The 12673-nt window shown below is 63.3% G+C and carries 9 protein-coding genes; 7 read left to right on the top strand and 2 right to left on the bottom strand.

Annotated features, from left to right (window positions below):
* The first annotated feature begins 584 nt into the window (after positions 1-584).
* The 5 genes from DMX12_RS28345 (at position 585) to DMX12_RS28325 (ending at position 5699) form a co-directional block, all read left to right on the top strand.
* The gene (locus DMX12_RS28345) at positions 585-1298 is read left to right on the top strand and encodes an ABC transporter permease (RefSeq protein WP_029885067.1); all 714 of its coding nucleotides are present in this window, start codon (positions 585-587) and stop codon (positions 1296-1298) included.
* A gap of 13 nt (positions 1299-1311) precedes the next feature.
* Positions 1312-2226, top strand: a complete 915-nt coding sequence (locus DMX12_RS28340; RefSeq protein ID WP_110680045.1) for a glycine betaine ABC transporter substrate-binding protein — start codon at positions 1312-1314, stop codon at positions 2224-2226.
* On the top strand, positions 2223-2876 hold the full coding sequence (locus tag DMX12_RS28335) for an ABC transporter permease (protein WP_029885069.1): 654 nt from the start codon (positions 2223-2225) through the stop codon (positions 2874-2876). The genes DMX12_RS28340 and DMX12_RS28335 overlap by 4 nt, the downstream gene beginning before the upstream one ends.
* Entirely contained in the window at positions 2873-4030 is a 1158-nt protein-coding gene (locus DMX12_RS28330) for a betaine/proline/choline family ABC transporter ATP-binding protein (RefSeq protein WP_110680044.1), read from the top strand. The genes DMX12_RS28335 and DMX12_RS28330 overlap by 4 nt, the downstream gene beginning before the upstream one ends.
* Positions 4031-4535: 505 nt before the next feature.
* A complete protein-coding gene (locus DMX12_RS28325; RefSeq protein ID WP_029885071.1) occupies positions 4536-5699 on the top strand; it encodes a type III PLP-dependent enzyme in 1164 nt (387 codons plus the stop codon).
* Between the two features lie 105 nt (positions 5700-5804).
* Here the strand turns inward: DMX12_RS28325 and DMX12_RS28320 are convergent, their stop codons facing one another.
* Both DMX12_RS28320 and DMX12_RS28315 read right to left on the bottom strand, forming a co-directional pair.
* The gene (locus DMX12_RS28320) at positions 5805-6554 is read right to left on the bottom strand and encodes a tetratricopeptide repeat protein (RefSeq protein ID WP_110680043.1); all 750 of its coding nucleotides are present in this window, start codon (positions 6552-6554) and stop codon (positions 5805-5807) included.
* A gap of 2 nt (positions 6555-6556) precedes the next feature.
* Complete coding sequence (locus DMX12_RS28315) at positions 6557-7237, bottom strand: Fe2+-dependent dioxygenase (protein ID WP_029885073.1); 681 nt, start codon at positions 7235-7237, stop codon at positions 6557-6559.
* 220 nt (positions 7238-7457) lie between these two features.
* Here DMX12_RS28315 and DMX12_RS28310 point away from each other — a divergent pair, with 220 nt between their 5' ends.
* Together DMX12_RS28310 and DMX12_RS28305 are read left to right on the top strand one after the other, a co-directional pair.
* Positions 7458-9761 (top strand): TonB-dependent siderophore receptor, encoded by a 2304-nt coding sequence (locus DMX12_RS28310; protein WP_110680042.1) that lies wholly within the window; start codon positions 7458-7460, stop codon positions 9759-9761.
* Positions 9762-9910: 149 nt separating this feature from the next.
* Positions 9911-12466 (top strand): PepSY domain-containing protein, encoded by a 2556-nt coding sequence (locus DMX12_RS28305; protein WP_110680046.1) that lies wholly within the window; start codon positions 9911-9913, stop codon positions 12464-12466.
* Positions 12467-12673: the final 207 nt, after the last annotated feature.

The following is a 12673-nucleotide window of genomic DNA, read 5'->3' as shown; positions in this document are numbered from 1 at the left end:
CTTCAGGAGCGATCGGCCTCCCCGGAAGTGCTTCTTCAGCCTGACGAGAATAACTTCTCCCGCCAGGCCAGTCACAACATACAAGGAGCGAGCGCAGCTCGCGATTGCGCCGCGCGGGCGGCGCTCGTTCTAACAGGCGCTGCCATACCTTGTGGCAAACACCTGTCAGCCCTGATGCGATCCCTGTGGGAGCTGGCTTGCCAGCAATAGGGCCAGCACTGCCCCAGCAGATTCACCACACCATCGCTTTATCACGACAAATGGCCACAGGGCAGTTATTTCAACGCCTGCAGCGCGCCAAGCCGCTGTTTTCTCTCGCCAGATTTGCATTCCCCCAGTGATTAACGCTGGCCAAATGCCGCCTCAAATGGGAACCTTTAGGGCCCTGGAGACGTCCACTCCCCTGCAACCCGCTTCGGTTGAGGGCTGGTTTCATCAGCATTTTCGGGCCCTACGGGGTTCGGCTCATGGCCAGATCGCAGCCTTCGGTTTGCATCTGGCTGCTACTCGCGAACACACCACCCGCCGCCACCCCTGGCCGGCAACCAAGAAGTGTGCTCGCCGACAACACAAGGAGTCCGCCTGTGGCTAAACGCTACGGTAAAGGGCTGTTGGGATGGGCCGCCGTGCTCGTCATCCTGGCCCTGCTGGTCCACTGGATCGGCATCGACACGATCGCGCGGTATCGCGACGATCTTGGGTTCTACCTGCAAGCGCACCTGGTACTGGTGCTGGCTTCGATGGCGGCGGCACTGGCCGTGGGCATCCCCGCCGGCATTGCGCTCAGTCGGCCGCACCGGGTCGACAAAGCCGAGCGCTTCATGCAGTTCTTCAACGTTGGCAATACCATTCCCCCCCTGGCCGTTCTGGCCATCGCCCTGAGTATCCTGGGCATCGGCGCCGGGCCGGCGATCTTCGCACTGTTCCTCGCCTCCCTCCTGCCCATCGTGCGCAACACCTACGAAGGCCTGAAAAACGTCCCCGCCTCGCTCAAGGAAGCCGCCACGGGCATTGGCATGACCCCACGCCAGCAACTGTGGCAGGTCGAGCTGCCCAACGCCGTGCCAATCATTGTCGGCGGTGTTCGCGTGGCCCTGGCCTTGAACGTGGGCACCGCACCGCTGGCATTCCTGATTGGCGCCAATAGCCTGGGCAGCCTGATTTTCCCCGGCATCGCCCTGAACAACCAGCCACAACTGCTGCTGGGGGCCGCCTGTACCGCACTGCTGGCCCTGCTACTGGACGCGGCGGTGAATTTCTCCAGCAAGCGCTGGCTGGAACGTGGCCTGGCCCACTAAGGATAGGGAACGCATGAAGAAAACAATCGCCTTGCTGCTGGGCGCGGCCCTGCTGTTCGCAGGATTTGCCCAGGCAGCGGAAAAGCCCCAGATCCGCATCGGCGCGCGGGTGTTCACCGAACAGACCGTACTGGCCGAAATCACCGCGCAGTACCTGCGTGCCAACGGTTTCGACGTGCGCGTCACCACCGGCCTGGGTAGCAACATCGCGCGCCAGGCCCAGGAAACCGGCCAGCTCGACCTGATGTGGGAATACACCGGCGTATCGCTGGTGTCGTACAACCACATCGAAGAACGCATGCCCAGCGCCGAAGCCACCTACGCCAAGGTCAAGGCGCTGGACGCGAAAAAGGGTCTGGTCTGGCTGACCCCGTCGAAGTTCAGCAACACCTACGCCTTGGGCCTGCCCAAGCAAGTGGCCGAGGCCTATCCGCAGGTCAACAGCATCAGCGACCTCAACCAGGTACTGCGTGACGAAAGCGAGCGCAAGCACCTGGTGGCGCTGGACACCGAGTTCGCCAACCGCCCCGATGGCCTGGTCGGCCTGAAAGCGATGTACGACCTGCAACTGGGCCGTGCCAACATCCGCCAGATGGACGCGGGCCTGGTCTACACCGCCATGCGCAACAACCAGGTGTTCGCCGGCCTGGTGTACACCACCGATGGCCGCCTGAGCGCCTTCAACCTGAAGCTGCTGGAAGACGACAAGCACTACTTCCCTGACTACACGGCCGCGCCGGTGGTGCGCAAGGCCGTGCTCGACGCCAACCCGCAGCTGGCGGGGCTGCTCAAACCGCTGGCCGAGCAACTGGACGATGAAACCATGCGCCAGCTCAACGCCAAGGTCGATGTCGAGCACCAGAACCCGACCGCCGTGGCCGCCGCCTTCCTGCGCGATCACCCACTGACCAGCGAGGGCCAGCCATGAACCTGATCGATACCTTCAACCACCTCGACTGGGCCCAGGTACTGAACCTGACCGGCCAACACATCATGCTGGTCGGTGTGGCCGTGGGCCTGGCGATTCTGGTGGGCGTGCCGCTGGGCATCCTCATGACCCGCTTCCCGGCCCTTGCCGGCCCGCTGCAGGCCAGCGCCACGGTACTGCTGACCATCCCGTCGATTGCCCTGTTCGGCCTGTTGCTGCCGCTTTACTCCAAATTCGGCCAAGGCCTCGGGCCGCTACCGGCGATTACCGCCGTGTTCCTGTATTCGCTGTTGCCGATCATGCGCAACACCTACCTGGCCCTGACCAATGTCGAACCCGGCATCCGCGAAGCCGCACGCGGCATCGGCATGACCTTCGGCCAGCGCCTGCGCATGGTCGAGCTGCCCATCGCCGTGCCGGTGATCCTCGCCGGCGTGCGTACCGCCGTGGTGATGAACATCGGCGTCATGACCATTGCCGCCACCATCGGCGCCGGCGGCCTTGGCGTGCTGATCCTGACCTCCATCAGCCGCAGCGACATGTCGATGCTGCTGGTCGGCGCGGTACTGGTCAGCCTGCTGGCCATCATCGCCGACCTGCTGCTGCAAACCCTGCAACGTGCCCTGACTCCAGAAGGACTGCGCTCATGATCGAACTGAAGAACCTCAGCAAAACCTTCAACGTCAACGGCAAGGACGTCAAAGCCGTCGACGCGGTAAGCCTCACCGTCAACGAAGGGGAAATCTGCGTGTTCCTCGGCCCATCGGGCTGCGGCAAAAGCACCACGCTGAAAATGATCAACCGCCTGATCACGCCAACCTCGGGCCAGGTGTTCATCAATGGCGAGGACACCACCGGGCTGGACGAAGTGACCCTGCGCCGGCACATCGGCTATGTGATCCAGCAGATCGGCCTGTTCCCCAACATGACCATCGAAGAGAACATCACCGTGGTGCCGCGCCTGCTCGGCTGGGACAAACAGAAATGCCACGAGCGTGCCCGCGAACTGATGCACATGATCAAGCTCGAGCCCAAACAGTACCTGCAACGCTACCCGCGCGAGCTTTCCGGTGGCCAGCAGCAGCGTATCGGCGTGATCCGCGCGCTGGCGGCCGATGCGCCGGTGCTGTTGATGGACGAACCGTTCGGCGCGGTCGACCCGATCAACCGTGAAATGATCCAGAACGAATTCTTCGAAATGCAACGGGCGCTGAACAAGACCGTGATCATGGTCAGCCACGACATCGACGAAGCGATCAAGCTTGGCGACAAGATTGCCATCTTCCGTGCCGGCAAGTTGCTGCAGCTGGACCACCCGGACACCCTGCTGGCGCACCCGGCAGACGAGTTCGTGAGCAACTTCGTAGGCCAGGACAGCACCCTCAAGCGCCTGCTGCTGGTGCGCGCCGAAGATGCGGCAGACAACGCCCCGGCGGTCAGCCCGGAAACGCCGGTAAGCGATGCGCTGGAACTGCTCGACGAGCACGACCGCCGCTACGTGGTGGTCACCGACGCGCAGAACAAGGCCCTGGGCTATGTACGCCGGCGGGACATGCACCGCCAGCAGGGCACCTGTGGTGACTTCCTGCGCCAGTTCAACGCCACCGCCTCGCACGACGAGCACCTGCGCATCCTGCTGTCGCGCATGTACGAGTTCAACCGGGCGTGGCTGCCGGTGCTGGATGCCGAGCAGGTGTTCCTCGGCGAGGTGACCCAGGAGTCGATTGCGGCGTACCTGAGTTCCGGCCGCTCGCGCGGCGCCAAGACCAGCATCGTCTCCCCGGCCGAGGCGGTGGCATCCTGAGGAGCGCTGCCCAGTGATGCGCAGCAAGGTGCGGATACGGGTTTCCCGCACCTGAAACGTCGCATCCGTTGGTCGGTAACAAAAAATTTATGCGCGATTTTCGGTACGTGGGTACCAGAAAAGCGTGGCCATAAATATGAACACCTCCGGTGCCATCGGGCATCAAGCTGCTGCCACAGGGTAGGTCAAAACCCTGTAGCAGCGGCTTCACCCGCACATGGGCCGGCGTGGTCCATTCCACAATTTTTTACGCTTGAAACACCACCGGGAACATCAGCCGGTCATATGAGTCGTTTATTCAAACGACAGGTGGCCGATCAACGCCGATCACGCCAGGATTGCCTGTTGATTCTGCATTCTTCACGCCCTAAAGTGCGCGCCGAACGTCCATGCTGGAAACGATCCATCCGGCTCAAGTACTGAGTAGGCGAACCAAAGTGGGGATACGGAGGACGTTCAGTTTGCAGCCACTTAATCTTTCAGTTTGCCCATGGAGTCCCTGAGCATGTCGATCCAGGTCGAAGACTATTTCGCGCGTGATACCTTCCAGAAAATGAAGGCGTTCGCCGACAAGCAGGAAACCCCGTTCGTACTCATCGATACCCAGATGATCAGCCAGGCTTACGACGACCTGCGCGCGGGTTTCGAATTCGCCAAGGTCTACTATGCGGTGAAGGCCAACCCGGCTGTCGAGATCATCGACCTGCTCAAGGAGAAAGGTTCGAGCTTCGACATCGCCTCGATCTACGAGCTGGACAAGGTGTTGGGCCGCGGCGTCAGCGCTGACCGCATCAGCTATGGCAACACCATCAAGAAGTCCAAGGACATCCGCTACTTCTACGAGAAGGGCGTGCGCCTGTATGCCACCGACTCCGAAGCCGACCTGCGCAACATCGCCAAGGCCGCCCCGGGCTCGAAAGTGTACGTGCGCATCCTCACCGAAGGCTCGACCACTGCCGACTGGCCGCTGTCGCGCAAATTCGGCTGCCAGACCGACATGGCCATGGACCTGCTGATCCTGGCCCGCGACCTGGGCCTGGTGCCCTACGGCATCTCCTTCCACGTCGGTTCGCAACAGCGCGACATCAGCGTGTGGGACGCCGCCATCGCCAAGGTCAAGGTGATCTTCGAGCGCCTGAAGGAAGAAGACGGCATCGAACTGAAGCTGATCAACATGGGCGGTGGCTTCCCGGCCAACTACATCACCCGTACCAACAGCCTGGAAACCTACGCCGAAGAAATCATTCGCTTCCTCAAGGAAGACTTCGGTGACGAGCTGCCGGAAATCATCCTCGAACCTGGCCGTTCGCTGATCGCCAACGCCGGCATCCTGGTCAGCGAAGTGGTGCTGGTTGCACGCAAGTCGCGTACCGCCGTCGAGCGCTGGATCTACACCGACGTGGGCAAGTTCTCCGGCCTGATCGAAACCATGGACGAAGCCATCAAGTTCCCGATCTGGACCGAGAAGAAAGGCGAAACCGAAGAAGTGGTCATCGCCGGCCCTACCTGCGACAGCGCCGACATCATGTACGAGAACTACAAGTACGGCCTGCCGCTGAACCTGGCCATTGGTGACCGCCTGTACTGGCTGTCGACCGGTGCCTACACCACCAGCTACAGCGCAGTGGAATTCAACGGCTTCCCGCCGCTGAAGGCCTACTACCTGTAATGCACAACGGGGCCGCGAGGCCCCGTTTTCATGTGTGCAGATGCCGAGATCAGCGCTGTCGAGGTGGGAGCCGGCTTGCCGGCGATTGGGCCAGCACAGGCAACTTCAAGCTTCGCGCCGTTCGATTTCCTCGGCATAGCGCGCGGCAAACGCCATGAGCACCGGCCCCGCGCCCTGCAGGGTCACCAGCGCCGCACGCAGGAAGTTCAGGTTACCCTCGACCCGCGCACGCTCCAGCCAAGGCGCAGCCTCGGCCACCTGGCCACGCTCGACCAGCACCAGCCCCAGGCTGAACATGCCGCGAAAATCCCCTGCCTCGGCCGACCGGCGATACCAGCGCACCGCACGCGCGGGGCTGGGCGCGGTGGCAATGCCCTGCTCCAGATAGCGCCCGTACAGGTTCATCGACTTGGCATGCCCCTGCTGTGCGGCCTTCTCATAGCACATCAGCGCCTGCGCCTGGTTGGCCGGCACACCACGCCCGGTCGCCAGCAGGTTACCCAGGTTGTACAGCCCCCAGGCAAGCCCGGCATCGGCGGCGCGGGCATAGTGCACGGCGGCTTGAGCCAGGTTTACCGCACCGCCCCAGCCATGCTCCAGGCAACGCCCGAGCATGTTATGCGCCATGGCGTTGCCACCTTGCGCGGCAATGGCAAACCAGCGCTGGGCAACCTCGGCGTCGGCTTCTATCCCGCGCCCATCGAGCAGGATCTGCCCCAGCAGCAACTGCGCTTCGACCACGCCCTGCCCCGCCGCTGCCAGGATGGCCTGGGCCGCCTTGCCCGGGCTTTGCTCAAGCATGGCCCGCAACCCGGCCACGTCCAGCACTTCCTCACGCCGCAACTGATAGCCCACGGTCAGACCTCGGCCCAGCGGCGCAGCAGGTTGTGGTAGGTGCCCGTCAATTGCAGCAACGCAGGGTGTTCTGGCACATCGGCCGTCAGTTGCTGGATGGCATTGTCCATTTCGAACAGCAGCGCGCGCTGGCTGTCCTCACGCACCAGGCTCTGGGTCCAGAAAAAGGCGGCATAGCGCTGCCCGCGGGTGACCGGGTTGACCTTGTGCAGGCTGGTGCCGGGGTACAGCACCAGGTCACCGGCCGCCAGCTTGACCTGCTGCTCACCATAGGTGTCCTGAATGACCAGTTCCCCCCCGTCGTAGCTGCCCGGGTCACTGAGAAACAGCGTGGACGACAGGTCGGTACGCACGCGCTCCGGGCTGCCCTTGGGCTGGCGCAGGGCATTGTCGATGTGAAAGCCGAAATTGCCGCCCTCGCGGTAGCAATTGATCAGTGGCGGGAACACCTTGTGCGGCAACGCCGCCGACAGGAAGCGCGGGGTCTTCCACAGGCGGTCGATCAGCGCGGTGCCGATTTCCTTGGCCAGCGGGTGCCCTTCTGGCAGTTGCAGGTTGTGCTTGGCCTTGGCCGACTGGTAGCCGGCAGTCACCTTGCCATCGGCCCAGTCAGCCTGCTCCAGGGCCTCGCGAATACGGGCCAGTTCGTCAGCGGCGAACAGGCCTGGGATGTGCAGCAGCATGGCAAGGTTACCGTCGGGAACTGTAAAGGCCCAATGATATTGATTCCCTTTTGCGCTACACAAGCCTTTTCGCCGCTTACAACGATTCAGCCGAACGGAAACTTAAGGGCAAAATGTAAAGATTGTAAATTCTTCACGAATGGTAACGAATCTCAATTGTTAGTCACAATCGCTTACATTAGTATCCGCCGCCTCATCACCTTGGGGAAGGTTTCCAGCAATGCGCCAGTCCGTACCATCTGCAGTAAGCTCACCGCGTCTGATCGTTAGCGCCATAGGCATCGCGCTTGGCGCATCGTCGGCCTACGCCGCCGACCCGGCTGCCAGCAGTGCCATCACCCTGGATGCCACCAGCGTGAACGGCAAGGCTGAGCAGGCCAGCAGCGACTACAAAACCGAACGCGCTGCTTCGCAGAAGTACACTGCGCCGTTGGTGGACACCCCGCGCTCGGTCACGGTGATCCCGCAACAGGTGATCAAGGATACCAACGCCCTGACCCTGCAAGACGCGTTGCGCACCGTGCCAGGCATTACCTTCGGCGCCGGCGAAGGTGGCAACCCGCAAGGCGACCGCCCGTTCATTCGCGGTTTCGACGCCCAGGGCGACACCTACCTGGACGGCGTGCGCGACACTGGCGCACAAACCCGCGAAATCTTCGCCATCGAGTCGGTTGAAGTGGCCAAGGGCCCGAACTCCGCCGTAGGTGGCCGCGGGGCAGCGGGCGGTACCATCAACCTGGTGAGCAAGCGCGCGCACCTGGGCAACTCGCTGGACGGTGCCTGGACCTGGGGCAGCGACCAGACCCAACGCTATACCTTCGACGGTAACTACCAATTCAGCGATACCGTGGCCGGCCGCCTGAACCTGATGACCCATGAAAGCAACGTTGCCGGCCGCGACAAGGTGAACTACGACCGCTGGGGCATCGCCCCGTCGCTGGCCTTCGGCCTGGGCACGCCGACCCGCATCAACCTCGACTACTACCACCTGGAAAGCGACGACCTGCCGGATTCGGGCATCCCGTACAGCATCCCGTTGGCTGGCAGCGCTGCCCGTACTTCGGCCCACCCGAGCAAGCCGGATGATGGCGGCGACAGCGACAACTTCTATGGCCTGAGCGGTCGCGACTTCCGCAAGAGCCGGGTGGATATCGCCACCTTCGCCATCGAACACGACCTGACCGACGCGCTGACCGTGAAGAACACCCTGCGCCACGGCAACAGCATGCAGGACTACATCCTCACCCAACCGGACGACAGCAAGGGCAACGTCAACAACGGCAGCGTCTGGCGCCGGGCCAACACCCGCGTTGGCAACACCGCCACCACCACCAACCAGACCGACCTGTTTGGCGAGTTCTACCTGGGCGGCATGAAAAACAGCTTCTCCACCGGCATCGAGCTGAGCCGCGAAGAAAGCGACCGCTCCAGCTACACCGTCAACACCAACACCGGGCTGAACGCATCCGTGTGCAACCCCGGCCTGATCGGCGCCAACAGCGGCTACAACTGCACCTCGCTGAGCAACCCGAACCCGGATGACCCGTGGAACGGCAGCATCGCCCGCAACTACGCCGGCACCGACACCAAGAGCGACACCCGCGCCCTGTATGTATTCAACACCCTTGAGTTGTCGCCTGCATGGCTGGTGAACATGGGCCTGCGTTACGACCACTTCGATACCCAGTACCGCACCTATGACGCTGCTGGCGCCACCGTGGTCAATGCCAAGGGCGTAGCCGCCAAAGGCAAGGATACCAGCGAGTTCGTCACCGGCCAGCTGGGCCTGGTATGGAAACCGGCCGACAACGGCAGCGTCTACGTGTCCTACGCCACCTCTGCTACCCCACCGGGTGCAATGCTGGGCGAAGGCATGGAGGCCAACCCACTGGGCAACACCACCGACCGTGCCGGCAACCTGTTGAGCAGCGACATGGAGCCGGAAGAAACCACCAACTACGAAATCGGCACCAAGTGGGACATGCTCGACCAGCGCCTGTCACTGACCGCCGCGCTGTTCCGCACCGAGAAGGAAAACGCGCGCGTTCAGGTCGATACCACAAGCTACGAGAACGTCGGCGAAACCCGCGTGCAGGGTATCGAACTGTCGGCCAGCGGCAAGATCACCGCAAAATGGCAAGTGTTCGCTGGCTACACCTACATGCAGGCCCGCCAGATCGACGGCGGCCCGCTGGGCAAGGCCAACGACGGCAACCAGTTGCCGAACACCCCGAACAACAGCGCCAGCGTGTGGACCACCTACGCGATTACACCGAAGCTGACCGTGGGCGGCGGTGCGTTCTACGTGGATGACGTATACGGCAGCGTAGCCAACACCACCATGGTCGACAGCTACGTACGCTACGACGCCATGGCTGCCTACAAGCTGACCAAGAACATCGACCTGCAATTGAACGTGCAGAACCTGACCAACGAGGTTTACTACGACAAGGCCTTCTCTACCCACTTCGCCAACCAGGCGGCTGGGCGCACGGCATTGCTGACCACCAGCGTGCACTTCTGACAGGGGTTGGGTTGACCGGGCGGCGCTGGTAAAACGCAACACGCTAAAAAACACCCACCCCGGCCCCGTTCATCTCCGTGAGCGGGGCTTTTGCGTATCAAGGCATAATGCACGCCGCGCAGCATGCGGCAGAAACACAAGGTGATGATGTGGTGAAGAAGACGCTGTTCCAATTGCACTGGTTCTTTGGCATCACCGCTGGCCTGGTGCTGGCCTTGATGGGCATTACCGGAGCGCTGTACTCGTTCCAGGAAGAACTGCTGCGCGCCTTCAATGCCGACGTGCTGAAGGTCGAGGTACGCGCCGAAGGCGTACTGCCGCCAGCCGAGCTGGTGCAACGGGTCGAAGCCCAGCAACACGAGAAGGTATCGATGCTGTGGGTGGATGTGCGCGAAGGCAATGCCGCGCGTATCTTCTTCATGCCCGCACCGGGCGAACGCCGTGGCCTGCTGCGCTACGCCGACCCGTACACCGGCGAGCTCAAGGGCGAAGTGGCCGGGCAAGGCTTCTTCAACCTCATGCTCACCCTGCACCGCTTCCTGGCGATGGGTGATACCGGCCGGCAGATCACGGGCGCTTGCACCCTGCTGCTGGTGTTTTTCTGCCTGTCCGGCCTGTACCTGCGCTGGCCGCGCAAGGCGCTTAACTGGCGCACATGGCTGACCTTGGACTGGGCCAAGAAGGGCCGCGCCTTCAACTGGGACCTGCACGCCGTGGCCGGCACCTGGTGCCTGCTGTTCTACCTGCTGTTTGCCCTGACCGGGCTGTTCTGGTCCTACGAGTGGTACCGCGAAGGCCTGAACAGGCTGCTGGCCGATGCCCCGGCCGCTGGCCAGCAGCACAAACGCGGTGAAGGCCGAGGCCGACACGGGCCGCAAAAGGTCGACCCCAACGCACCGCCGCGGGTGGTCGACTACGATGCCATCTGGGCCAGCCTCAAACAGGCTGCCGGGCCTGGCCTTGCGGCGTACAACCTGCGCCTGCCAGCGGCAGGCGGTCAGCCGGCCAACCTGTTCTACCTGCTGGACAGCGCCGACCACCCACGGGCCTTCAACACCCTGGTGCTGGACCCGGCCACCGGCCAGGTCAGGCGCCAGGAGCGCTATACCGACAAATCCTTCAAGGCCCAACTGCTGCAAAGCGTCTACGCCCTGCATGTGGGTGAATACTTTGGCCTGCCGGGGCGCATCATCGTCACCATCGCCAGCCTGACCATGCCGCTGTTCTTCGTCACCGGCTGGCTGCTGTACCTCGACCGCCGCCGCAAGAAGCGCCAGGTGCGCGCCGCTCGCGGCAGCGTTGCCAGCAACAGTGGCAACGGCGACAGCTGGCTGATCGGTTTCGCCAGCCAGAGCGGCCTGGCCGAGCAACTGGCCTGGCAGAGTGCTGGCCAGTTGCAGGCAGCCGGCCTGCCGGTGCAGGTCCGCGCCCTGGCCGAACTGGGTGAGGAAGACTTGCGCCAGGCCCGCCGCGCACTGTTTGTAGTCAGCACCTTCGGCGACGGTGAAGCCCCCGACAGCGCGCGCGCCTTCGAGCGCAAAGTGCTCGGGCAGCCCTGGGCGCTGAACAACCTCAGCTACGCCCTGCTCGCCCTTGGCGATCGCCAGTACCCGCACTTCTGCGGTTTCGCCCGCCGCCTGCAAGCGTGGCTCGCCGAGCGCGGGGCCAACAGCGCATTCAGCCCGGTGGAAGTGGACAATGCCGACCAGGCTGCCCTGCAGCAGTGGCAGCAAGCGCTGGCGCAGCTGACCGGGGCCCAGCCGGTGGCCGCCTGGCAACCGCCAAGCTTCGCCAACTGGACGCTGGTGCAGCGCAAGCTGCTCAACCCCGGCAGCCAGGGCCGGCCGGTCTACCTGCTAGGCTTGCAACCGCAAACCCCGGTCAGTTGGGAGGCTGGCGACCTGGTGGAGGTGCTGCCACTCAATGGTCCACCGCGGGTCGCCGCGTTCCTCAAGGGCATGGCGGTCGATGCAACCACAGCGGTGCAGGTCAATGGCCTGAGTGAAACCCTGGCCCAGGCGCTGGCCGGTCGCCAGTTGCCAACGCGCCGTGATCACCTGATCGGCCTGCAGCCGCAGGCGCTGGTCGATGCCCTGGTGCCGATTGGCAGCCGTGAATACTCCATCGCCTCGATTGCCAGCGATGGCGTGCTCGAGTTGATCGTACGCCAGGAGCGCCACGCCGATGGGCAGCTGGGCCTGGGTTCCGGCTGGTTGACCGAGTACCTGCCGCTCAATGGCACGCTGAGCCTGCGCCTGCGCCGCAACAGCAGCTTCCACCTGCCGGGCCACGCCGCACCCATGATCCTGATCGGCAATGGCACTGGACTGGCCGGCTTGCGCAGCCTGATGCGGGCGCGGGTGAATGCGGGGGAGCAGCGCAACTGGCTGCTGTTCGGTGAGCGTAACCGCGCCCATGACCTGTTGTGTGGTGAAGAGCTGCAAGGCTGGCTGGCCAACGGCGACCTGGCACGGCTGGACCTGGCGTTCTCTCGCGATCAAGCCGAAAAGGTGTACGTGCAGGATGTGTTGCTGCAGCAGGCCGAGGCGTTCAAGCGTTGGCTGGCAGAGGGTGCGTGTGTGTATGTCTGCGGCAGCCTGCAAGGCATGGCTGCGGGGGTGGATGCCGCGCTCAATGGCATTCTTGGGGAGGCCGCTGTGCAGCAATTGATCGAGGATGGGCGGTATCGGCGGGATGTGTACTGATCAGCCTTTGATGTAGCCGGCACGGGCCCTATCGCTGGCAAGCCAGCTCCCACAGGGATCGCCTTAGGGCTGACAGGTGTTTGCCACAAGGTATGGCAGCGCCTGTGAGATCGAGCGCCGCCCGCGCGGCGCAATCGCGAGCTGCGCTCGCTCCTACGTTTGTTTCGGGCCAATTATTCCTGTGGGATTCGCGCGCGAACGCCTTGG

This window comes from Pseudomonas sp. MB-090624, assembly GCF_003205245.1.
GTDB lineage: Bacteria > Pseudomonadota > Gammaproteobacteria > Pseudomonadales > Pseudomonadaceae > Aquipseudomonas > Aquipseudomonas juntendi.
This window is presented reverse-complemented; position numbering and strand designations above follow the sequence as displayed.